Origin of the sequence: Nocardioides xinjiangensis (assembly GCF_017916455.1) — a bacterium.
GTDB lineage: Bacteria > Actinomycetota > Actinomycetes > Propionibacteriales > Nocardioidaceae > Nocardioides > Nocardioides xinjiangensis.
Map to the genome: position 1 here is coordinate 1,572,707 of NZ_JAFMSY010000001.1, position 22,777 is coordinate 1,595,483.

General features: G+C 73.4%; 21 protein-coding genes. 8 read left to right on the forward strand and 13 right to left on the reverse strand.

Features of this window, described 5'->3' with window-relative positions; genetic code table 11:
- Positions 1–6: 6 nt before the first annotated feature.
- From J3P38_RS07465 to J3P38_RS07475, 3 genes are all read right to left on the reverse strand, one after another.
- Positions 7–987: an alpha-ketoacid dehydrogenase subunit beta gene (locus J3P38_RS07465; RefSeq protein ID WP_210439196.1), complete on the reverse strand. Its 981-nt coding sequence runs from the start codon at positions 985–987 to the stop codon at positions 7–9.
- Positions 984–2,156 (reverse strand): pyruvate dehydrogenase (acetyl-transferring) E1 component subunit alpha, encoded by a 1,173-nt coding sequence (gene pdhA, locus J3P38_RS07470; RefSeq protein ID WP_210503144.1) that lies wholly within the window; start codon positions 2,154–2,156, stop codon positions 984–986. Before pdhA ends, J3P38_RS07465 begins: the two co-directional genes overlap by 4 nt.
- 159 nt (positions 2,157–2,315) lie before the next feature.
- On the reverse strand, positions 2,316–3,305 hold the full coding sequence (locus J3P38_RS07475) for a glutathione S-transferase family protein (RefSeq protein ID WP_307807780.1): 990 nt from the start codon (positions 3,303–3,305) through the stop codon (positions 2,316–2,318).
- 82 nt (positions 3,306–3,387) lie between these two features.
- Between J3P38_RS07475 and J3P38_RS07480 the strand changes: the two genes are divergently transcribed.
- Together J3P38_RS07480 and J3P38_RS07485 are read left to right on the forward strand one after the other, a co-directional pair.
- The gene (locus tag J3P38_RS07480; protein ID WP_210503145.1) at positions 3,388–3,954 is read left to right on the forward strand and encodes an ArsR/SmtB family transcription factor; all 567 of its coding nucleotides are present in this window, start codon (positions 3,388–3,390) and stop codon (positions 3,952–3,954) included.
- The gene (locus tag J3P38_RS07485; RefSeq protein WP_210503146.1) at positions 3,951–5,201 is read left to right on the forward strand and encodes an MFS transporter; all 1,251 of its coding nucleotides are present in this window, start codon (positions 3,951–3,953) and stop codon (positions 5,199–5,201) included. Before J3P38_RS07480 ends, J3P38_RS07485 begins: the two co-directional genes overlap by 4 nt.
- 403 nt (positions 5,202–5,604) lie before the next feature.
- Here J3P38_RS07485 and J3P38_RS07490 read toward each other — a convergent pair whose 3' ends face one another.
- Together J3P38_RS07490 and J3P38_RS07495 are read right to left on the reverse strand one after the other, a co-directional pair.
- Complete coding sequence (locus J3P38_RS07490; RefSeq protein WP_210503147.1) at positions 5,605–6,699, reverse strand: histidinol-phosphate transaminase; 1,095 nt, start codon at positions 6,697–6,699, stop codon at positions 5,605–5,607.
- 10 nt (positions 6,700–6,709) lie between these two features.
- Positions 6,710–7,267 (reverse strand): VanZ family protein, encoded by a 558-nt coding sequence (locus tag J3P38_RS07495; protein ID WP_246855913.1) that lies wholly within the window; start codon positions 7,265–7,267, stop codon positions 6,710–6,712.
- A gap of 40 nt (positions 7,268–7,307) precedes the next feature.
- Here J3P38_RS07495 and J3P38_RS07500 point away from each other — a divergent pair, with 40 nt between their 5' ends.
- Genes J3P38_RS07500 through J3P38_RS07525 form a run of 6 tightly spaced genes read left to right on the forward strand, consistent with a single transcriptional unit; the run spans position 7,308 to position 11,900 of the window.
- A complete protein-coding gene (locus tag J3P38_RS07500; protein WP_210439202.1) occupies positions 7,308–7,697 on the forward strand; it encodes a phage holin family protein in 390 nt (129 codons plus the stop codon).
- Between the two features lie 4 nt (positions 7,698–7,701).
- Positions 7,702–8,202 (forward strand): low molecular weight protein-tyrosine-phosphatase, encoded by a 501-nt coding sequence (locus J3P38_RS07505; RefSeq protein ID WP_210503149.1) that lies wholly within the window; start codon positions 7,702–7,704, stop codon positions 8,200–8,202.
- Positions 8,202–9,065: a fructosamine kinase family protein gene (locus tag J3P38_RS07510; RefSeq protein ID WP_210503150.1), complete on the forward strand. Its 864-nt coding sequence runs from the start codon at positions 8,202–8,204 to the stop codon at positions 9,063–9,065. The genes J3P38_RS07505 and J3P38_RS07510 overlap by 1 nt, the downstream gene beginning before the upstream one ends.
- Before the next feature lie 51 nt (positions 9,066–9,116).
- Positions 9,117–9,755, forward strand: a complete 639-nt coding sequence (locus J3P38_RS07515; protein WP_210503151.1) for a UdgX family uracil-DNA binding protein — start codon at positions 9,117–9,119, stop codon at positions 9,753–9,755.
- Positions 9,756–9,802: 47 nt separating this feature from the next.
- Entirely contained in the window at positions 9,803–10,498 is a 696-nt protein-coding gene (locus tag J3P38_RS07520; RefSeq protein ID WP_210439206.1) for a response regulator transcription factor, read from the forward strand.
- Positions 10,499–10,508: 10 nt separating this feature from the next.
- Positions 10,509–11,900: a sensor histidine kinase gene (locus J3P38_RS07525; protein ID WP_307807782.1), complete on the forward strand. Its 1,392-nt coding sequence runs from the start codon at positions 10,509–10,511 to the stop codon at positions 11,898–11,900.
- Positions 11,901–12,169: 269 nt separating this feature from the next.
- Here J3P38_RS07525 and J3P38_RS18340 read toward each other — a convergent pair whose 3' ends face one another.
- From J3P38_RS18340 to J3P38_RS07565, 8 genes are all read right to left on the reverse strand, one after another.
- The gene (locus J3P38_RS18340; RefSeq protein WP_210439207.1) at positions 12,170–13,507 is read right to left on the reverse strand and encodes an anthranilate synthase component I family protein; all 1,338 of its coding nucleotides are present in this window, start codon (positions 13,505–13,507) and stop codon (positions 12,170–12,172) included.
- Complete coding sequence (locus tag J3P38_RS07535) at positions 13,504–14,064, reverse strand: anthranilate synthase component II (RefSeq protein WP_210439208.1); 561 nt, start codon at positions 14,062–14,064, stop codon at positions 13,504–13,506. Before J3P38_RS07535 ends, J3P38_RS18340 begins: the two co-directional genes overlap by 4 nt.
- Positions 14,065–14,079: 15 nt before the next feature.
- Positions 14,080–15,804: a sulfatase-like hydrolase/transferase gene (locus tag J3P38_RS07540; RefSeq protein WP_210503152.1), complete on the reverse strand. Its 1,725-nt coding sequence runs from the start codon at positions 15,802–15,804 to the stop codon at positions 14,080–14,082.
- Between the two features lie 114 nt (positions 15,805–15,918).
- A complete protein-coding gene (locus J3P38_RS07545) occupies positions 15,919–17,811 on the reverse strand; it encodes an anthranilate synthase family protein (protein ID WP_210503153.1) in 1,893 nt (630 codons plus the stop codon).
- Between the two features lie 54 nt (positions 17,812–17,865).
- Positions 17,866–18,945 (reverse strand): NAD-dependent epimerase/dehydratase family protein, encoded by a 1,080-nt coding sequence (locus J3P38_RS07550; protein WP_246855641.1) that lies wholly within the window; start codon positions 18,943–18,945, stop codon positions 17,866–17,868.
- A gap of 41 nt (positions 18,946–18,986) precedes the next feature.
- Positions 18,987–19,823, reverse strand: a complete 837-nt coding sequence (locus J3P38_RS07555; protein ID WP_210503155.1) for a hypothetical protein — start codon at positions 19,821–19,823, stop codon at positions 18,987–18,989.
- A gap of 133 nt (positions 19,824–19,956) precedes the next feature.
- Positions 19,957–22,134 carry a HelD family protein gene (locus J3P38_RS07560; RefSeq protein ID WP_210503156.1) on the reverse strand — a complete coding sequence of 726 codons (2,178 nt, stop codon included), beginning with the start codon at positions 22,132–22,134 and terminating at the stop codon, positions 19,957–19,959.
- 182 nt (positions 22,135–22,316) lie between these two features.
- Positions 22,317–22,745 carry a hypothetical protein gene (locus tag J3P38_RS07565; RefSeq protein WP_307807783.1) on the reverse strand — a complete coding sequence of 143 codons (429 nt, stop codon included), beginning with the start codon at positions 22,743–22,745 and terminating at the stop codon, positions 22,317–22,319.
- Positions 22,746–22,777 lie beyond the last annotated feature (32 nt).

Below are 22,777 nucleotides of genomic sequence, written 5' to 3' on the forward strand. Positions count from 1 at the left end.
CTCCTCTCAGTAGGCGAAGGTGCGGTCGACGGCGTCCAGCACCCGGTCGAGATCGGGGAGGTACTCCTCCTCGATCCGCGACGGCGGGTAGGGCGTGTCGAACGCGCCGACGCGCAGCACCGGCGCCTCGAGCGAGTAGAAGCACTGCTCGGTGACCCGGGCGGCGAGCTCGGCGCCCATGCCGAGGTTGACGTGCGCCTCGTGGGTGACCACGCACCGGCCGGTGCGGCGCACGGACTCGTAGACCGGCGCCATGTCGAGCGGCGACAGGGTGCGCAGGTCGATGACCTCGAGGCTGCGGCCCTCGGACTCGGCGGCCTCGGCGCACTTGAGCGCGGTCTTCACGGTCGGGCCGTAGGCCAGCACCGTCGCGTCGGACCCGGCGCGCACCACGCGCGAGGTGAATAGCGGCTCCGGCGTCGCGGACTCGTCGAGCTCCGCCTTGTCGGCGTGGTACTGCCGCTTCGGCTCGAGGAAGATGACCGGGTCGTCGTGGGCGATCGCCTGCTGGATCATCCAGTAGCCGTCGACGGGGTTGGAGCAGGCCACCACCTTGAGGCCGGGGGTGTGCGCGAACTGCGCCTCGGGGCTCTCGGAGTGGTGCTCGACCGCGCCGATGCCGCCGCCGAAGGGGATGCGGATGACGATCGGCATCTTCACCTTGCCCTGCGAGCGGTAGGTGTACTTGGCCACCTGGCACACGATCTGGTCGTAGGCGGGGTAGACGAAGCCGTCGAACTGGATCTCCACGACGGGCCGGTAGCCGCGCAGCGCCATGCCGACCGCGGTGCCGACGATGCCGGACTCCGCCAGCGGGCTGTCGATGACGCGGTCCTCGCCGAAGTCCTTCTGCAGCCCGTCGGTGATGCGGAAGACGCCGCCGAGCTTGCCGACGTCCTCGCCCATGAGGAGGACCTTGTCGTCGTCCTCCATCGCCTTGCGCAGGCCCATGTTGAGGCCCTTGGCGAGCGTGATCTTGCTGGTCACGAGTGGCTCCCCTCGAAGGATGCGAGGTAGGCGGCGAACTCGTCGCGCTGGGCGGCGATCTCGTCGGTCATCTCGCTGAAGACGTAGCCGAACTGGTCCAGCGGCTCGGGGTCGGGCAGCGCCTTGCAGCCCTCGCGGAGGTGGTGGCCCAGCTCCTTGGCCTCGGCGTCGAGGTCGTCGAAGAACTCCTGGTCGACCAGGCCGTTGCGGCGGAGGTACACCTTGAGCCGCTCGATCGGGTCCTTGAGCTTCCAGTGCTCGAGCTCGTCGTTGAGCCGGTAGCGCGTGGGGTCGTCGGTCGTGGTGTGCGCGCCCATCCGGTAGGTGTAGGCCTCGACGAAGGAGGGACCGTTGCCCTCGCGCGCCCGCTGGAGCGCGGCCCTGGTGACGGCGTACGTCGCCAGCACGTCGTTGCCGTCGACGCGGATGCCCGGGAAGCCGAAGCCCAGCGCCCGCTGGTAGAGCGGGATGCGGGTCTGCCGCTCGATCGGCTCGGAGATCGCCCACTGGTTGTTCTGGCAGAAGAACACGACCGGGGCGTTGTAGGACGCGGCGAAGATGAACGCCTCGTTGACGTCGCCCTGGGAGGACGCGCCGTCGCCGAAGTGGGCGATGACGGCCGCGTCGCGCTCGGGGTCGCCGGTGCCGACGACGCCGTCGCGCTGCATGCCCATGGCGTAGCCGGTGGCGTGGAGCGTCTGGGCGCCGATGACGATCGTGTAGAGGCCGAAGTTGTTCTCGGTCGGGTCCCAGCCGCCCTGGTCGACGCCGCGGAACAGGCCGAGCAGGCGCAGCGGGTCGACGCCGCGGCAGTAGGCGACACCGTGCTCACGGTAGGTCGGGAAGACGTAGTCCTGGGGACGCAGGGCGCGGCCGGCGCCGATCTGCGCGGCCTCCTGGCCGAGCAGCTGGGCCCAGATGCCGAGCTCGCCGTGGCGCTGGAGGGCGGTGGCCTCGACGTCGATGCGCCGGGTGAGGACCATGTCGCGGTAGAGCCCGCGGAGCTCCTCGGCGGAGAAGTCGTGGTCGAACTCGGGGTGGTGGACGCGCTCGCCCTCGGGCGTCAGCAGCTGGACGAGGTCGGGGCCGCCGTCGGAATGCGAGGGTCCGAAGACCTCCGCCAGGTCGGGGCCGAAGGTGTCACTCCGGGGGGAGGCAGGATCGGACAACGCAGTCTCCTTCTACAGCTAGCGGCAGTCACGGGATCGCCGGACGCCGACGGCGTGCAAGCGTGGCCGCCGGCGTGTGTGACCCCGACCACATGGTGGTGCTCAAGGTATCGGCCGCAGCCTGACAGCACCAATCTGGCGGTCGGCGCGAGCGCGCGCTCAGCCGCGGCCGTGCGGCGTGTGCCAGCCCGCCTCGTCGGGGCCGGCCGGGACGATCTGCGTGGGGTTGATGTCGGTGTGCACGACGTAGTAGTGACGCTTGATCTGCTCGAAGTCGACCTCGTCGCCGAACCCCGGCGTCTGGAAGAGGTCGCGCGCGTAGCCCCAGAGGTTCGGCATCTCGGTCAGCTTGTTGCGGTTGCACTTGAAGTGTCCGTGGTAGACCGCGTCGAAGCGGACGAGCGTGGTGAAGAGCCGCACGTCGGCCTCGGTGAACGCCTCGCCCATCAGGAAGCGACGGTCGGCGAGCCGCTCCTCGAGCCAGTCCATCGTGGTCCACAGCCGCGCGTACGCGTCGTCGTACGCCTCCTGCGAGCCGGCGAAGCCGCAGCGGTAGACGCCGTTGTTGATCTCGGTGAAGACGCGCTTCATCACCGACTCCATCTCCTCGCGGACGTCCGCCGGCCACAGGTCCGGCGCGTCGGGGCGCTGGTGCTCGCGCCACTCGAAGAAGAGGTCGTGGGTGATCTGCGGGAAGTCGTTGGTGACGACCTCGCCCGACTCGACGTCCACGATCGCGGGCACCGTGATGCCGCGCGGGTAGTCGGGCTGGCGGGCGAAGTAGGCCTGCTGGAGGCGCTCGATCCCGAGCACCGGGTCGACGCCGCCGGGGTCGAGGTCGAAGGTCCAGCTCCGGGCGTCGTGGGTGGGGCCGGGCGCGCCCCAGGAGATCACGTCCTCGAGGCCGAGCAGGGTGCGCACGATGATCGAGCGGTGCGCCCACGGGCAGGCGCGGGCGGCGACGAGGCGGTAGCGCCCGGGCACGGCCGGCCACACGGGGACGTCGCGCGGGCTGTCCTTTGACCCGCTCGGGAAGTCGTCGTCGAGCGGGTCGGCGGAGCGCTCGCCCGCCAGGATCCGGTCCGGGAGGTAGGACATGTCGCGCTCGAAGGGCTGTCCCTTGGTCGTGTAGCTCGCCGTGTCGTTCACCCTTCAACCGTACCCATCCCACCGCATCCCAATCGGCAGCGAACTCTTTGCAAACGGTCGTTTGCAGTCCTACGATCCCGGCATGGGCTCCTCGATCACCCCGGACATCGCAGGCCTCCGCGCCCTGAGCCACCCGGTGCGGCTGCGGATGCTGACGCTGCTGCGCGGCGAGGGGCCCGCGACCGCGACCAGCCTCGCCCAGCGGCTCGGGCTCAACACCGGCGCGACGTCGTACCACCTGCGCCAGCTCGCGCAGCACGGCTTCATCGAGGAGGACGCCGACCGGGGCAACGCCCGCGACCGCTGGTGGCGGGCCGCGCACGCCAGCACCCGCACCGACTTCCGCGCCCGGGGCGTCGTCGACAGCGACGTCGAGGCCTACCTCACGACCGTGGTCCTCCTCTACGCCGACCGCATGCGGACGGCGGTCTCCGAGATGCCGTTCCTGCCGCCGCCGTGGCGCACCGTCGGGACGCTCAGCGACTGGGAGGTCCGCCTCACGCCGGCTCGCGCCGAGGCGCTGGTGAAGAAGCTGGCCGAGGTCATCGAGGAGGTCGAGGACGCGGACTCCGACGACGCGCGGCCGTTCGTGGTGAACCTCAACGCCTACCCGCGTCCGGGCCAGCCCTGGGGCGAGGAGGAGCAGTGACCACGCGCAGGCCGCTCGTCGGCGGGCTCGTCGCGGAGGGCATCTCCTTCGTCGGCACCCGGATCTCGATGATCGCCATCCCGTGGTTCGTGCTGTCGACGACCGGGTCGGCGACCCAGACCGGGCTCGTCGCCGCCGCCGAGATCACCCCGCTGGTGGTCTTCAAGGCGCTCGGCGGCCCGCTCCTCGACCGGCTCGGCCCCCGCCGGGTCACCCTGGCGTGCGACCTGACGTCGTCCATCGTGGTGGCCGCGATCCCGCTGCTGCACGGGCTGGGCCTGCTGTCCTTCCCGTTGCTGCTGGTCCTCGTCGCCGTCGCGGGCGCCCTGCGGGGCCCGGGCGACGCGGGCAAGGCAGCGATGAGCCCCGAGCTCGCGCGGGTCGCGGGCTGGTCGCTCGAGCGGGTCTCCGGCCTGGCCGCGGCGGTCGAGCGCACCTCCTCGATGGGCGGCGCCGCGCTGGCCGGCCTGCTCGTCGCGTCGTTGGGGGCCGCCAACGCGCTCTACGTCGACGCCGCGTCGTTCCTGGTCTCCTTCGCCGTCTTCGCGGTCGCCACGGCCGGTCTCGGGCGGCCGGTCCCGCCGGAGCCCGACGCCGCCCCCACGTCGTACGGCCAGGAGCTGCGGCAGGGGTGGGACTTCCTGCGCACCGAGCCGGTGCTCATCGCGATCTGCGTCATGGTCGCGGTCACGAACCTCGTCGACCAGGCCTACAGCGCCGTGCTCGCGCCGGTCTGGGCCAAGGAGTCCGGCGCCGGCGTTGCGGTCCTCGGCACGCTCTTCGCCGCGATGAGCGGCGCGTCCGTGCTGGGCGCGCTGGCGGCAGCGCGGTGGGGCGAGACGCTGCCGCGGTTCCGGACCTACGTCGTGGCCTTCCTCGTCGCAGGCGCGCCGCGCTACGTCGTGATGGCGCTGGAGTCCCCGGTGTGGGCCGTCTTCGCGGTCACGGTCCTCGCGGGCGTGGCCTCGGGGTTCCTGAACCCCATCCTCGGCGCGGTGATCATGGAGCGGATCCCCGCGCACCTGCTGGGCCGGGTCACCTCGCTCAACACCGCGATCTGCTGGTCGTTGATGCCGCTCGGCGGCGTGCTGGCCGGCGTCGCCGTGGCCGGCCTCGGGCTCTCCCCGGCGCTGCTCGTGGCCGGCGCGGTCTACCTCGTCACGACGATGGCGCCGACGCGGGTGCCGTCGTTCCGGCAGATGGAGCGGGCTCCGGTCGTGGACGCCCGCACGCCGAGCGGTGCGTGACGCAGGTTTCTGCGGTCCGGAAGCTGCGTCACTCACCGCTCAGGACGACGTCCGCCGCCGAGCGGTGCGTGGGACAGGTTCCTGCGGTCCGGAAGCTGCGTCACTCACCGCCCAGCACGACGTCCGACGACCAGCGGTGTGTGGGGCAGGTTCCTGCGGTCCAGAAGCTGCGTCACGCACCGCTCAAGACGGGATCCGCCGAGCGGTGCGTGGGACAGCTTTCTGCGGTCCGGAAGCTGCGTCACTCACCGCCCAGGACGGAATCCGCCGATCAGCGGTGCGTGGGGCAGGTTCCTGCGGTCCGAAACCTGCGTCACCCACCGCTCAGAACGAGATCCGCCGCCGAGCGGTGCGTGAGACAGGTTCCTGCGGTCCAGAAGCTGCGTCACTCACCGCTCGACGCTCAGGACGACGGGACGGCGAAGCGGGCAGCGACCTCGACCACCCGGTCGAAGGCCTCGACCTCGCCGATGCTGACGCGGACGCCGTCGCCGGCGAAGGGACGCACCGAGATCCCGACCTCGCCGCAGGCCGCCGCGAAGTCGAGCGCCCGGTCGCCGAGCGGGAACCACACGAAGTTGCCCTGGGCGTCCGGGAGCTCCCAGCCGACCTCGCGCAGGCGGGCGACCAGCCCGGCGCGACGCGCCACGAGGTCCTCGACGCGGGCAAACAGCTCGTCGCGTGCCCCGAGGGAGGCGATCGCCGCGGCCTGGGCGACGTGGCTGACGCCGAAGGGCAGCGACACCGCACGCAGCGCGGCCGCGAGCGGGGCCGGCGCGACCGCGTACCCGACCCGGAACCCGGCGAGCCCGTAGGCCTTGGAGAAGGTGCGCGTCAGCACGACGTTGTGGTGGCGGCGGTAGGTCGCGATGCCGTCGATGGCGTCGTCCATCCGCACGAACTCGAGGTAGGCTTCGTCCACCACGACGACCACGTGCGGGGGCACCTTCGCGATGAACGCGTCGAGCTCGGACTGCGTCACGGCCGGCCCGGTGGGGTTGTTGGGCGTGCAGACGATGACGACCCGGGTGCGGTCGGTGACCGCCGCCGCCATGGCGTCGAGGTCGTGGCGGCCGTCGGCGGTCACCGGCACCTGGACGCTCGTCGCGCCGCCCGCGGTGACCGCGATCGGGTAGGCCTCGAACGAGCGCCAGGCGTAGACGAGCTCGTCGCCCGGCCCGCAGAACGCGTTCACGAGCTGGTAGATGAGCCCCACCGAGCCGGTCGCCGCCGCCAGGTCCTCCACCGGCACGCCCATCGCCTCCCCCAGCGCCGCGTAGAGCGCGGTGCTGCCCATGTCGGGGTAGCGGTTCATCGAGGCCGCCGCCTCGGTCGCCGCCTCCAGCACGCCGGGCAGCGGCGGGTAGGGGTTCTCGTTGGACGACAGCTTGTACGACGTGAGCCCGGGTCGGGCGACGGGCGGCTTGCCGGCGACGTACGCGGGGATGGCGAGCACGTTGGGCCGGGGCTGCGGGGCGGAGCCGGAGGGGGTAGCCATGGCCCGCACCCTAGTGAGGCGCGCGACGGCCCCGCCACGGCCGCACGGCTGGCAGCAGCGCCAGGCCGAGGAGGAAGCCGATCCCGGCGCCGAGCACGTTGTCGACCAGGTCGGTGACGTCGCAGGCCCTGTCCAGCCGGGCGAGCTGCAGCTGGACCAGCTCGATGGCGAGGCTGTACGCCGCCAGCAGGCCGAGGCCGACGGGCGCGAGCACCAGCGCCGAGCGCCAGCGGCCGACGGCGAGGACCAGGAACACCCCCGCGGGCACGAACAGCAGCACGTTGAGGGCGCGCTGGTCGAGGCCGAGGACCTCGAACGCCGCGCCGGTCGGCCCGCCGTAGTCCCACGAGCACGACTCGCTGCGGCCCTCCGCGGGGACGACCCCGACGTCGGGGCGGGTCGGCACCAGGGTGACCAGCGCGATGGCCGCGAGCGACCAGCACAGGCCGCCGATCGAGACCGCCGAGGCGGTGCCGAGCCGGCGGCGGGTGGCGAGCACGAGCAGGACCGCGAGGGCTCCAGCCACCAGCCCACCGAGCACCATCACGCCCGCGCCGCCGGTGCTCATCACGTCGGCGAGGGTACGCGGGAGGGATAACCTCGCCCGCATGCGCTTCGTGACCTGGTTGCTGACGTACGCCGCCGGGCTGGCCGTGGCGGCCCAGCTGCTGGCGGGCATCTCCTTCGAGGGGCCCGACTCCGGCCAGGCGGAGCTGCAGGAGAAGATCGTCCCGCTGCTCCTCGTCGCCCTCATCCTCGGCCTGGTGTCGACCTTCGTGGAGCCGGTGGTCAAGCTCGTCTCGCTGCCCTTCATCATCCTGACGCTCGGCTTGCTCCTCCTGGTCATCAACGCGCTGATGCTGCTGCTCACCGCCCGGCTCGCGGACGCGTTCGGCCTCGGCTTCGACGTCGACGGCTTCTGGAGCGCGCTCGTGGGGGCTCTGGTCGTCACCGTCGTCGGCTGGGGCGTCCGGATCGCCCTGCCCTCCCGGGACTGACGGGGTGCCGGCCCTCCCCGCCGCCCGCGTGCCCGGCCGCTACCGGGTGGCGCTCGTCTGCCTGGGCAACATCTGCCGCTCGCCGACCGCGCACGTCGTCCTCGAGCACCGGCTGAGGGACGCCGGCCTGGCCGATCGGGTGCAGGTCGCCTCCTCGGGCACGGGCGGCTGGCACGTCGGCAACCCTATGGACCCGCGCGCCGCGGCGACGCTGAGCGCGGCGGGCTACGACCCGACCCGGCACCGTGCCCGGCAGTACGACGCGACCTGGCCCGACGCGTACGACCTGGTCCTGGCGATGGACGAGACCAACCTCCTCGACGTGGGCGGGCGCACGGACCGGGTGGGCCTGTTCCGCGACTTCGACCCGGTCGGTCCGGGCGGGGAGGTACCGGACCCGTACTACGGTGGAGCCGACGGCTTCGAGGAGGTGCTGGCGATGGTGGAGCGCACGAGCGACGCGATCGTCGCGGCCCTGCCGCGCGCGCTGGAGGGCAGAGCCTGATGGCTCGCCAGCCGATCGTGGCCCGGCGCGCCGAGGAGCTGCTCGGCACGTCGGTGGTCGCGACCTCTCCGGTGGCCGGCGGCGACGTCGCGACCGCCACCCGGCTGCGCCTCTCGAGCGGCCAGACGGCGCTCATGAAGACGCTTCCCCACGCCCCGGAGGGCTTCTTCGAGGCCGAGGCCGCCGGGCTGCGGTGGCTGGCCGAGGTCGAGGGCGGCGTGCCGCTGCCCGAGGTGCTCGCCGCCGCCAGCGACTGCGTGATCCTGGAGTGGATCGAGCCGGGCTCGAAGACGCCGGTCGAGGCGGCCGTGGCGTTCGGCCAGCAGCTCGCCACCACCCATGCCGCGGGCGCCGACGGCTGGGGCCTCGACCACGACGGCTACATCGGCCGGCTGCCGATGCCCAACCGGAGCGCCGACTCGTGGCCGGAGTTCTACGCCGTGCGCCGCGTGCTGCCCTACCTCAAGCTGGCCCGCGACCGCGGCGCCATCACCGACGCCGACGCCGCGGCCGTCGAGGCGGTGGTGGGCCGGTTGACCGGGCTGCTCCCGGAGGAGCCGCCCGCCCGGCTGCACGGCGACCTCTGGAACGGCAACTGCCTCTGGGGGCAGGACCTCGCCATCCACGTCATCGACCCCGCGGCGCACGGCGGCCACCGCGAGGTGGACCTGGCGATGCTGCACCTCTTCGGGCTCCCGCACCTGCCGCGGGTCGTCGCGGCGTACCACGAGGCGTACCCGCTCGCGGAGGGCTGGGAGGACCGGCTCGGGATCCACCAGCTGTTCCCGCTGCTGGTGCACGCGTGCATGTTCGGCGGCGGCTACGGCGCGCGCGCCGGCAGCATCGCCGCGCGCTACGCCTGACCCACCCGTCGGGCTGGTCCGCGCGCCGCCGCCGCGCGGCAGGGTGGAGCGATGGCCGAGCCCACCGACGCGACGCCCTGGGTCCCCGACTCGCGCGAGCTGGAGGACCTGGAGTCTGCCGCCCACGAGTGCCGCGGCTGCGAGCTGTGGCAGCCCGCCACGCAGGTCGTGTTCTCCAGCGGCGACCGGTCCGCGAGGATCATGCTCGTCGGCGAGCAGCCCGGCGACCAGGAGGACCGGGCGGGCGAGCCGTTCGTCGGGCCCGCCGGGCGGGTGCTCGACGAGGCGCTGACGGAGGCCGGCATCGCGCGGGAGGCGGCGTACCTCACCAACGCGGTCAAGCACTTCCGCTTCGAGCAGCGCGGCAAGCGGCGCATCCACGCCAAGCCCGAGGTGCGCCACGTCGGCGCCTGCCGCCCCTGGCTGGACGCCGAGCTTGAGGCGGTCTCGCCCGGGGTCGTCGTCGCCCTCGGCGCCACGGCGGCGCGGGCCGTGCTGGAGCGGCCCGTGAAGATCGGCGAGGTCCGGGGCACGGTGCTGGACGAGGCCGGTCCACCCGAACGACCCCGTCCACCCGTGGTCGTCACCACGCACCCGTCGGCGGTCCTGCGGCTGCGCGGGCGCGACGGGTACGACGAGGCGTTCGCCGGCCTCGTCGGCGACCTCCGGCTGGCCGCGCCCTTCGCCTGACCCGCCGATCTCAGGATCGCCTCAGGCGTGGCTGGCATCCTTGCCGCGTGAACGAGTCGAAGCCGCGCGTGCTCGTCGTCGACGACGACCGTGCCGTGCGCGACTCGCTGCGCCGGTCGCTGGAGTTCAACGGGTACGACGTGGTGCTGGCCGCCGACGGCGCCGAGGGCCTGGTCGCCGTGGGCGCCCAGCACCCCGACGTGGTGGTGATCGACGTGATGATGCCGCGGCTCGACGGCATCGAGACCACCCGGGCGCTGCGCGCGGCCGGCAACGACGTACCCGTCCTCGTCCTGACCGCGCGCGACGCCGTCGGCGACCGCGTCGAGGGCCTCGACGCCGGCGCGGACGACTACCTCACCAAGCCCTTCGCGCTCGAGGAGCTGCTGGCCCGGCTGCGCGCGCTGCTGCGCCGGGTCGTCCCCGGCGCCGACGGCGAGAGCGAGGTGCTGTCGTTCGCCGACCTGCGCATGGACGTCGCGAGCCGCGACGTGTCCCGCGGCGGCCGGCCGATCGAGCTCACCCGCACGGAGTTCACGCTCCTCGAGATGTTCCTGCGCCGGCCGCGGCGCGTGCTCGACCGCTCCTTCATCCTCGAGGAGGTGTGGGGCTACGACTTCCCGACCAGCGCCAACTCGCTCGAGGTGTACGTCGGCTACCTCCGGCGCAAGACCGAGGCCGAGGGCGAGCCGCGGCTGATCCAGACCGTGCGCGGCGTCGGCTACGTGCTGAAGGAATCATGAGGTCGGCACCGTGAGGTCGACCGCCTGGCCCGACGGGACCTGGCCCGACGGGCGCTGGCACTACCGCCGGTCCCTGGCGTCGCGGGTCGCCGTGCTGACCACGCTCGCCGTCGGGCTGTCGATCACGATCATGGCGTTCACCGCGTTCGTCGTGATGCGCCAGCAGCTCATGAGCTCGCTCGACCAGTCGCTGCTCAACCGCGCCCACAAGGCCACGGCGATCTCCACCCTGTCGGACCTCACCGTCCAGGGCTTCCCGCCGTGGGTCCTCGGCGCCGCCGACGTCCGCGTCATCTTCGTCACCGCCGACGGCCCCCCGAGCGGCACCGACATCCCGAACTTCCGGCTGGGGCGGCCCGAGTACGACGTCGTGACCGGCCGGCGCGAGTCCGTCGTGCGGACCCTGGTCACCGCGGAGGGCGAGCGGTTCCGGGTCGCCACGGTGCCCGCCGGCAGCGGCCAGGCGCTGGTGCTCGCCCAGCCGCTCGCCGCCAACGACCGGACGCTGGAGAAGCTCGGCGGCGTGCTGTTCGTCTTCGGCGCCCTGGGCGTGCTGGCGGCGCTGCTGGCCGGCTGGCTCGTGGCCCGCAACGGCCTGCGCCCCGTACGGCGCCTCACGTCCGCGGTGGAGCGGATCGCGGTCACCGAGGACCTCACGCCGCTGCGGGTGGAGGGCGACGACGAGGTCGCGCGTCTCGCGACCGCGTTCAACCAGATGCTGCTCGCGCTGGGAGCGTCGCGGGACCGGCAGCGCCGGCTGGTGGCCGACGCGAGCCACGAGCTGCGCACGCCCCTCACGTCGCTGCGCACGAACCTCGACCTGCTCCGGCAGGCCGAGGGCAACGCGGCGCTCCCGCCCCAGGCGCGGCTCGAGCTGCTCGACGACGTGCGCGGCCAGATCGAGGAGCTCAGCGCGCTCGTGGGCGACCTCGTGGAGCTCGCCCGCGACGAGCCGACGAGCCGCGTGGTGACGCAGGTCGACCTCGCCGAGGTCGTCGAGCGGGCGGTGACGCGCGTACGTCGCCGCGCGCACGGCGTCGCGTTCGAGGTGTCCCTGCACGAGTGGCCGGTCGTGGGCGATGGCAACAGCCTGGAGCGCGCCGTGACGAACCTGCTCGACAACGCCGCCAAGTGGAGCCCGTCGGGCGGCACGGTCACGGTGCGCCTGGCCGACGGCGTGCTCACCGTCGACGACGAGGGCAGCGGGGTCGCGGAGGCGGACCGGCCACACGTCTTCGACCGCTTCTACCGCGCCGAGGAGTCACGCGCCATGCCCGGCTCCGGGCTGGGCCTCGCGATCGTGCGGCAGGTGGTGGACCGGCACGGCGGACGCGTCGAGGTGTCGCAGGCACCGGGCGGCGGGGCGCGGTTCTCGCTGTGGATCCCCGCGGCACCCGCGTGAGTGGGCGCTGGCGTCCCGTGCTGCCGCGTCGAGTGGGCGCTGGTGTCCCGCGCTGCCGCGCCGAGTGGGCGCTGGTGTCCCGCGCCGCCGCGTCGAGTGGGCGCTGGCGTCCCGCGCCGCGGCGCCGAGTGGGCGCTGGCGTCCCGATCGGAGCGCATTAGCGCCGACTCGACGGGAACTCCCGGCGCACTAGCGCCGACTCGACGGGAACTCCAGGCGCACCAGCGCCGACTCGACGGGGACTCCCGGCGCACTGGCGCCGACTCGACTCAGTCGAAGACGCGCAGCAGCCGCTCTGCCTTCCACTGCGACTCGGCCCACTCCTCGGCGAGGTCGGACCTCACGGTGATGCCACCGCCGGTGCCGAGCGACCAGGTCCCGCTGCCGTCGGTGGTGAGGGAGCGGATGACGACCCCCAGGTCGGCGGGGCCGTCGCCGCTGATCCAGCCGAAGGCGCCGGCGTACACGCCCCGCGGCGTCGACTCAACCTCCTCGACGACCTGCATGGTGCGCAGCTTGGGCGCACCCGTCATCGAGCCGGCGGGGAACAGCGTCCGCAGCGCCGCGACGGTGCTGACGTCGTCGCGCAGGCGGCCGCGGACGGTCGAGACCAGCTGGTGGACCGACTCGTAGGTCTCGACCTGCATCAGCGCCGGCACCTCCACGCTGCCGACCTCGCAGACCATCGAGAGGTCGTTGCGCAGCAGGTCGACGATCATCAGGTTCTCCGCGCGCGTCTTGGGGTCGCTCGCCAGCCGGTCGCGGTGCGCACGGTCCTCCTCCGGCGACGCGCCGCGCGGGGTCGTGCCCTTGATCGGCTTGGTCTCGAGGTGCCGGTCGGCGCTCACGAGGGCGTACCTCTCCGGCGAGCTGCTGAGCAGCCAGGCGCGCGCGCCCGCGACGTCGTGCTGGAGGAAGCCGGAGTACGGCGCGGGGTTGAGCCGGCGCAGGCGGAGGTACGCCGTCACCGGGTCGAGGTGGGAGGTGCGGGTCAGGCGGTGGGTGAGGTTGACCTCGTAGGAGTTACCGGCGTGGAGGTGCTCCTGCACGCGGGCGAAGGCGTCGGCGTACTCGGCGGGAGGTGCGGACATGGCGGGCGGCGCCGAGGGCCGAGCCTGCGGACTTCCTGGGGTCTGCGTGAACTTCCCTGGGTGTGCAGGCCCCCTGAAGTTCGCAATCCCCCGGGTAAGCGGGGGATCAGGGGAATCGGGGGGATCCTGGGGCGGGCGGGACGGAGCGGCGACCGCGTGCTCGAACACCCGCACGGCCCGGGGCCGCATCCACACCGCGTCGGGCAGCAACGGGTCGGGGGTGGCGGGCAGGTCGGTGCGGGCGGCGTACCCGAGGTAGCCGAACCACTGCTCCCCCGCGCGGATCCGTTCGCCGAGCACCGTGAAGACGTCGTCGCCGACGACCGTCGCGGACCCACGGGCGTGCTCGGTCACCTCGCGGGTCGTCGCGGACCACGACAGCGAGACGTCGTCGGGGTCGAGCCAGCCGATGATCGAGCGCCGGCCCGACCACTCGCGCGCGCCGCCCCCGTCGAGCCAGAAGCAGCGCGCGTGGCGGGCGGCGACGTCGCGGAAGAAGGCGACCGGGTCCGTCACGACAGGAAGTTCCGCACGAGGTCGTCGCCGTGCGACGACAGGACCGACTCGGGGTGGAACTGCACCCCGTGCAGCGGCAGGTCGCGGTGGCGGACGCCCATCACGACGCCGTCCTCGCTCCACGCCGTCGCGACGAGGTCGTCGGGCAGCTCGAGCGCGCCCAGCGAGTGGTAGCGCACCGCCGCGAACCCCTGCGGCAGCCCGGCGAACACCCCGCGGCCGTCGTGGCGCACGGACGCGACCTCCCCGTGCGCCGGGGGCAGCCGCTCCACCGTGCCGCCGTACGCCGCCACCAGGCCCTGCATGCCCAGGCACACGCCGAGCACCGGCCGGGACCCGTCGCGCAGCACCGCGGTGCCGACGGTGAAGTCCGCGGGCGACCCCGGGTGCCCCGGGCCCGGTGACAGCACCACGTGGGAGTGCCGCAGCACGTCGGCGGCCGTCACCTCGTCGTGCTGGACCACCCGCGGCAGCACCCCGGTCACGCGAGCCACCAGGTGCACGAGGTTCCACGTGTAGGAGTCGTGGTGGTCGACCACGATCACGTCCGGCGTCACGCCGCGAGGCTAGTCCTAGCGACGGACTCCGCGACACGCCGCGGACACCGGCTGGTCCCCGCTCTCGCGACAGGTGTCGAAGACGGCGAGCTTCGCCATCAGGGCCGCGACCTCGTCGCGGTGCTTCCTGCTCGCGAAGGTGTTGCGCTCCTCCCACCTGTGGCGCTGGTAGCTGTAGAACTCGTAGCCCCACACCACCTGGTCGCGCCGCGGGTCGAGGTCGAAGCGCGCGAGCAGTCCCGTCCGGCTCCGCACGGCCGTGAACGACGGGATGCGGTCCAGCTCGGAGCCGCTGAACGCCGCGTCGGGGTCACCGCCGGTGAGCGTCTGCTGGGTGTGCTCGAGGAAGGCGTGGGACTGGCGCACCAGCCGGGGGTCGGTCAGCGTCGGCACCAGGGAGAGCCCGCTGCGGTAGGGCGCCGGGGCGAGCCCGGCGAGCTCCTCGAAGGTGGGCGCGAGGTCGATGTTGCTGGTGACCTCCTTGCGCGCACCGGGCACCACCCCGGGGCCGGTGACGAGCAGGGGGACCCGGGCGTCGGTGTCGTACGGCGTGCCCTTGCCGCGGCCCATGCCGTTCTGGCCGAGGTGGAACCCGTTGTCGGAGGTGAGCACGACGTAGGTGTCGGGACCCACGGCGCGGAGGATCCGCTGCACCAGGCGGTCGGCCGAGCGTGCCATCCGCGCCCGGTCCCGCAGGTCGCGGACCGCGAGCGGCGCGGCGAGCGTGCGCACCGTGTTCCACGCCCGCGCCGGCCTGCCGTCGGCCAGTCGCGGCCGGTTGTCCTTGCGGGCGTCGCCGAAGCCGGGCAGGTCGTCGACGGTGAGCTTGCGGCAGGCGACGCGCCCGCAGCTGCGCCGCCCGGTGCGGTCGCGGAACATCGGGGGGAAGAGCGGGTCGCCGGCGTAGTGCGGCTGCGGGTTGGTGCGGTTGTGCGGGGCGTAGAGCGCCACCTCGAGGAAGTACGGGGCGTCCGAGGCCTCCCGGTCGGCGATGAGGTCCATGGCCAGGTCGCCGATCACCGCACCGACGTACGCCTTGTCCTTGGCACGGTCGCTCGCGCTCGCCGGCGGCGCCGGGTGCTGCACCAGCTGGAGCCGCTCGTCGCGCAGGGTGGTGCTCGCGAAGTCCCAGCCGTCGTAGGCCGACCCGAACACCGTGTTGAACGTCGTCCAGCCCGGCACGACCGGCGGCATCGCCCGGCCGGGCTGCCACTCGTACTCGTTGAGGAACTTGCCGACGAACGCCGTGTGGTAGCCGGCCTGCTGCAGCCGCACGTTGAAGGCGCGCTCGGGGTTGCCGTGGGTGTCGTAGGCCGGCCAGCCGCCGAGCATCGACGAGCCGCCGTGCGAGGTGTTGGTGCGCACCCCGGTCTGGTGCGGGTACTGCCCGGTGAAGAAGCTCGACCGCGACACGCAGCACAGCGAGTCGGTGACGAACGAGTACGGATAGCTGGCTCCGCTCCTGCGCATCGTCTGCACCGACCGCATGGTCTGCACGAGGTCCATCGAGAAGTCGTCGAGCATCACCACGACGATGTTGGGCCGCTCGGCCGGCGCCGCGGCCGCCCGCAGGTCCGCGACCGTCGACACGGCCCTCGTCGCGGCCGGCGGGTCCCCGCCGCCCGGCCGTGGCGGTCCGTCGCCCGCCGCCGTTCCTGCGCCCGTGCCGGCGCCGCCGGCGCCGCAGGCCATCAGGGCCAGCAGGCAGACGCCGGCCCATGCTCCCTTGAAGTTCCGCACTGCTCCCCCGGTCGTGTCGAGCTGGCTACCAAGGGTGACGCGGTGCGCCCCGGTTCGGTTGCCTCCCCCGCTGGAATGGACGTCCAGCCTGCGGCTCGAGGTCAGTGTGCACGATCAGGTGAGCAGGTCGCGCACCGCCTCGTGGAGCAGGTCGTAGCCGTGCTCGGTGAGGATCGACTCGGCATGGAACTGGATGCCGCGGTAGTGCGGGCCGACGACCGCATGGATGTCGCCGGTCGCCTCGTCGGCCTCCACGCGCACGCCGTCGGGCAGCGCGACGCCGTCGGGCACCCGGCCCACGAAGGTGTTGTAGAAGCCGACCCGCTCGGTGCGGCCGTCGATGCGCACCGGCGACTGCGTCCCCTGGAAGACCACGTCCTTGTAGCCGAGCTCGAGCCCGAGCCGGTCGCAGAGGGTCTGGTGCCCCAGGCAGACCGCGAGGAACGGCCGGGCCGACGCCAGCAGGTCGTCGACGGCCCGCCGGAACGCCGCGATCTTGGGGTGGTCGCCCTCCCGCGGGTCGCCGGGTCCGGGGCCGACGACCACCAGGTCGGCGCCGTCGAAGGCGTCCGGGGCGTAGTCCTCGTGGCGCAGCACGCGGGAGGTCATCCCGAAGACCCCGAACACGTGGACGAGCATGTTCACGAAGTCGTCCTCGCCGTGCAGGATCACCACCTCGCGGCCCGCCAGCCCGGGGTCCGCGGGCTCGCCGGCCTGGTCGGTCAGCCAGAAGCGCGACAGCCGCTGGTTGCGCGACCCCAGTGCCAGCACCACGTCCTCGTCCCGCGCGAGCTCGGCGATGTCCGTGCCGTCGGAGGACGCCGCCGGCGCGAGGCCGAAGGCGCTGAGGATCCCGCCCGCCTTCGCCCGGGTCTCCGCCACCTCGTAGGCCGCGTCGGAGTCACGCACCAGCGTCGCTCCCGCGGTCACCTTGAGCTCGCCCGCGGGGGAGACGTCGGCGGTGCGGATGAGGATGGGGCTGTCCATGGTGGGCGTGCCGTCGGGTGCGCGCCCGAAGAGCGCGAGGGCGGCGCCGTAGTAGCCGCGGCCCTCGGGCTCGTAGTCGGCGATCAGCCGGCACGCGTTCTCGACCGGCGCACCGGTCACCGTCGCGGCGAACATCGTGTCGCGCAGGATCTCGCGGTGGTCGCGGTCCGAGCGGCCGGCGAGGAGGTACTCCGTGTGGATCAGGTGGGTCATCGGCTTGAGGAACGGGCCGAGCACCTGCCCGCCCTCCTGGCAGATGTCGCACATCATCTTGAGCTCCTCGTCAACGACCATGAAGAGCTCGAAGATCTCCTTCTCGTCGGCCAGGAACTCCAGGAGGCGGTCCTTGAGCGCGTCGCCGTGCCCTGCCACGCGGAACGTCCCCGAGATCGGGTTCATGCGCACGTCGCCGGAGCGCACCGACACGTGCCGCTCGGGGCTCGCGCCGATGAGGAAGCGATCGCCGGTGTAGAAGCAGAAGGTCCAGTACGCCCCCCGCTCCCGCTCGAGCAGCCGACGCAGCACCGTGAGGGCCTTCGTGGCGTCCCAGTCGGCGACGACGGCACGGTAGTGCCGGCCGATGACGAGGTTCGCGCCCTCGCCCTGCCCGATCTCGTCGCGGATGATCGCCTCGACGACGTCGCCGTAGTCGTCGTCGCTGGTCGCGAACCCGCCGCGGTCCGCGAACTCCACGGGGACGTCCGGCAGCGCGGCGAGCAGGTCGTCGACCGACACCTCGTGCTCGGCCTCGATGTTGACCACCGTCAGCGGTGTCCCGTCGTCGATGGCCGCGAACCCCCGCTCGCGGACCTGGCGGAACGGGACGGCCACGAGCCGGTCGGCGCTGCGACCGGGGTCGGGGACCCCGGTCTCGAGCGGGATGTCGAGGAGCGAGGCCACCTCGTGCGGCGTGCCGCCGACGATCCCCGCGGTCGGTGCGGCCTTGCGGCGGATGACCGCCCACGCGCCGTACCCCTGGACCTGCTCCAGGAGGTCGCGGACGGTGGGGGTCTGGGCCATGCGCAGCACCCTACGGCGGCGGGGTCGACGCTCCGACGGGCGTCTCAGCCCGGGTCAGCCCAGCTGGGTGGCGATCCACTCCTGCAGCCCGGCGACGCCCTCGCGGAGGCCGACCCGCGGCTGCCAGTCGAGCGTGCGCAGCGTGACCTCGACGTCGCACGACGCGTGACGGACGTCGCCGTCGCGGTACTGGCCGGTGACGTGCGGCTCCGGCGCCGAGTGGTAGGCCGCGATCTCGCGCGCCAGGTCACCGATCGTCGTGCGCACCCCGCTGCCGACGTCGACGGTGCGGACGTGGTCGGCGGGCTTGTGCGCCATCGCCGCGACGATCGCGCCGACCACGTCGTCGACGTGGACGAAGTCGCGGGTGATCTCGCCGTCCTCGTAGAGCGGGATGGACCGCCCCTCGCGGGCCAGCCGGCAGAACAGCGACACGATGCCGGTGTAGGGGTTGGACAGCGACTGGCGCGGGCCGTAGACGTTCTGCAGGCGCAGGATCGACAACCGGGTGTCGTGCGAGCCGGTCCACGCCGAGAGGATGTGCTCCTGCGCGAGCTTGGTCGCGCCGTAGACGTTGACGGGGTTCGGCTGGGTGCCGGCGACGGTGTTCGGCACGTGGGCGGCGCCGTCGCCGTGGTCCCACCTCCCCGCCTCGAGCTGGGCGTGGGTGCGCAGGCCGGGCTGGAACGTCGAGCCGTCGACGTTGCGCCACACGCCCTCGCCGTAGACGGCGCGCGAGCTGGTGAGCACGACGTGGCTCGGCACGTGGCCGGCGCGGGTGAGCGAGTCCAGCAGCTGGGTGGTGCCGACGACGTTGACCATGCCGTGGCGGGTGCTCTCGGAGAGCGACTGCGCGGTGCCCGTCTCCGCCGCGAGGTGGACGACGGTGTCCGGCCGCAGGTCGGCCACGACGGCGTCGAGGTCGTCGGCGCTCGTCACGTCGCCGACCCGCAGGTCGACCGACTCCGGCAGGTCCGCCGGCGGCTCGGAGCCCGGGTGCACCTGCGGGTGCAGGTTGTCGACGACGACCCACTGCTCGGCGGAGTCCGCCAGCCGGCGCGCGAGCGTCGTACCGATGAAGCCGGCGCCGCCCGTGACGAGGACGCGGCCCCCTGCCTGCTGCGAAGAGGACATGGGCGCCACCCTAGGGAAGGTCGGTCCCGACCGCTCCACGTCTACGGGCGCTTCACCTCGACGCTGACCCAGTCCACGAGCATGCTGTGGCGCTCTCCGCCGGGCAGGGCGTGCTGGGCCTCGACGTCCTTGTTCGACAGCCGCAGGTGGAAGGGCACCGTGTCGCTGGGCACGCGCCGGGGGTCGGGGGTGGAGGTGACGCTGTAGAGCCGCTTGCCCCCGCCGTCCGCGGCCGAGTACTGCACCGTGTCGGCGCCGATGGTGAACTCGGCGGCGTACTGCCAGTACGCGTTCCAGGGCTCCGCCCCGGCGGGGAAGGCGTGCGACACCGGCCACAGCTCGGCCGGCATGCCCGAGACCTCGCAGGCCTCCGTGCCGACGCCGACCATCTCGTCGTAGCAGATGTGCGAGCCGACCTGGGCGCCCGTCGGCTTGAAGGGTCCGTAGCTCTCGATCACGTCGATCTCCCGTGGCTCCGCGCCGTTGGGGTGCTGGAGCCAGAAGGCGGCGTAGTTGGTGCCGGTGTCGGGCATCATGAGACTGACGGTCGCCCGTACGCGGGTCCCGACCGGCAGCGTCCACCCCTGGTGGGTGCGCACCTGCGAGAGGTGGCCGACGTCGAGCTGGCCCTGACCGGTCTGGGCAGCGCCGTTGAACCCCACCATGCTGTGCCACTGCTCCGGCGAGGCGCCGGCTGGTCCGTCGAAGCCGTCGAAGAACACCCGCTCCCAGCGCCGGGGCGACGCGGGGTCGGCGCCGCGGGAGTCACCGCGCGGAGGAGCCGAGACATCGGGTCCGGTCCCGATCCCCGAGGCGGGCGCGACGACCAACGCCACCGCCAGGAGCAACGCCCACGCGAGCAGGGCCGGCCGTCCCACGTCCGGACGGCGTAGGCGGTGCATCAGCCTCCCCAGCTGTCGGCACGAGCGGGTCCTGCGTCGGTCGCCGCCCATCGTACGAGCCGGGCGCACGGCCCCGAGCCGGCACGCTCCCCGCCCACGCGTGCCGGCCTCAGCCGACGGTGGTCAGCAGCTGCGTCGCGCGGGTCAGGACGACGTAGAGGGTGGCGCGGCCGGTCGCCGACTCGTCCTCGATCTCCTGCGGGGACACCACGACGATGCCGTCGAACTCCAGGCCCTTGGTGTCGAGGCCGGTCAGCACGACGACGCGGTCCTCGCCGCTCGGGGTCACCCGCGAGTCGACGGCGGCGCGCGCACCGGGCGCGTCCTCGGCGAGCTCGGGCCACGAGGCGAGCCAGGCGTTGACCTCCGAGCGCCGGGCGACGGGCACCACGATGCCGACGGTGCCCTCGACCCGGCCGGCGATCGTCGTGACGGCCTCGCGCACGGCGTCCTCGAGGTCGTCGACGGGACCGACGACCGTCGGCTCCTCGCCGGTGCGGCGTACGGCGTCGGGCAGGTCGGCGTCGAGGCCGACGCGCTGGGCGTAGTCGGCCGCGAAGGCGTAGATCTCCGCGGAGTTGCGGTAGTTGGTGGACAGGTGGAACTCGTGGAGCTCCTTGCCCTCCAGCGCCTCCGCGCGCGCGGCCGCGGCCTCGGGGGCGTCGGGCCACGACGACTGCGCCGGGTCGCCGACGATCGTCCAGCTCGCGGTGCGGCCGCGACGGCCGACCATCCGCCACTGCATGGGCGTGAGGTCCTGCGCCTCGTCGATGAGGACGTGGGCGTAGCCGTCGTCCTCGATGCGGTGCGTCGGCGGTGCCCACTGGCGCCCGCCCGGCGCGTAGTCACGCTCGGAGACGGTCGTGATCTCCTGCAGGTCGATGCCGCCCTCGAGCAGTCCGGTCTCGTCGAGGTCGCGCTCGTCGTCGGTGCGCTGCGGGATGTCGCCGAGGGCGTAGCGCAGCTCGTCGAGCAGCGGCACGTCCTCGATGGACAGGTCGGCCGCGTCCCACGACTTCAGCAGCAGCAGCTGCTCCTCGCGGGTCACCACGCCCTCGCCGACGCGGGCCAGGAACTCGGGGTCGCGCAGCCAGCGGAACACGGTCGGGGCGTCGAGCGGCGGCCACCAGGCGCTGGCGAACTCGACGAACCCCTCGTGGCCGAGCATGTCGTCGTCGAAGGCCTCGCGGCCCCGCTCCCGGCCGCGCTCGCCGGTGACCTGGCGCCACATGGCGTCGAGGAGGGTGCGGGCCACCCGCGGCAGCTGGCGGTTGCGCCGGCCCTGGGACATGAGCTGGCGCCGCAGCCGGCCGAGCAGCCCCGGGTCGAGCACGATCGTCTCGTCGCGCCAGTAGATGCGGAAGTTGGTGGGGGCGCCGGGGGCGTGCTGGCGAGCGGTGCGCCGCATCAGCTCGGCCATCTTGGTGGCGCCCTTGACGTCGGCGACCGCCGGCTCGTCGTGGCGGGTCGCGCGGACACCGCCCACGACCTCGCCGAGCGAGCGCAGCGCGACGGCGGTCTCGCCGAGGCTGGGCAGCACCCGCTCGATGTAGCGCATGAAGACGCCGCTGGGACCGACGACCAGCACGCCGCCACCCTCGTAGCGCCGGCGGTCGGAGTAGAGGAGGAAGGCCGCGCGGTGCAGCGCCACCACGGTCTTGCCGGTGCCCGGGCCGCCCGAGATCGACACGACACCCTTGCCGGGGGCCCGGATGGCCTTGTCCTGCTCGGCCTGGATCGTCGCGACGATCGAGTGCATGGAGCGGTCGCGGGCCCGCGAGAGCTGCGCCATCAGCGCACCCTCGCCGACGATCGGCAGGTCGGTCTCGACCTGGTCGTCGAGCAGCTCGTCCTCGACCCCGATGACCGTGCGGTGCTGCGAGCGCAGCACGCGACGGCGCACGACGCCCGACGGGCTGGCGGCCGTCGCCTGGTAGAAGACCCCGGCGGCCGGCGCGCGCCAGTCGATGAGCAGGACGTCGCGGTCCTCGTTGCGCACGCCGATGCGGCCGATGTAGCGCGGCTGCGGGTCGATCGAGGGGTCGAGGTCCAGGCGGCCGAACACCAGCCCCTCGTGGGCGGCGTCGAGCTGGGCGATGCGCTTGGCGGCCTGGAAGACCATGGCGTCGCGCTCGACGAGGCCCCCCTCGTGCTCGAGCTTGCCGCGACTGTGGCCCTCCGCGGCCAGCGCCCGCGCGCTGCGCGTCGACGCCTCGAGCTGGACGTAGACCTCGTCGACGTACTGCTGCTCCGCCGCGATCTCCCGCGCCTCGAGCTCCTCGCTCACACCTGCTCCTCATCCCCCGTGCACCCGGTGCCCACCTCCCGCGGGCAGACCGACAAGCGTACCGGCGGGCACCCACGACCGCCGACTTACCGGCATTCCATGGTCCCGATCCGTGCGCCGTCACCGAGCCGGCGTGGCCCTGTCGCGCTTCGGTGCCGGGTCCGCCTCGGATGGGGGCAGCTTCAGGCGCCCAGCAGGAGGGCACCGAGCGCGCAGACGGCGGCCCCGGCCGTCCGGACGCGGTCGGCGCGCACCAGCCGCAGCACGAGCGCCGGTCGCTCCTCGGGCGGGGCGGACGCCAGGCGCCGGTGGGCGGGTGCGGCGACGAGCGCCGTGGTCCCCGCCGCCACCGCGGCACCGAGCAGCGCCATCCACGTGCCCGCCTCGAGCGGTCCGGCCACGGCCGTCCAGCCGAGCAGCCCCACCAGCACCGGGTAGAGCACCGCGACCACGGGCGTGATGCGCCGCGAGTGCCGCGCGTGGGCCTCGGCCCGCCGGTCGTCGGGCACCTCGGCGAGCGCGGGGTAGACGACCAGGTCGACGGTCACCTGGAAGCCGAGGTGCGCGCCCGCGACGAGCAGCAGCCACGGCCCGGGATCGGACAGGTCCACGGCTGCTCCTCTCCTCCCGACGACCCGGCCGA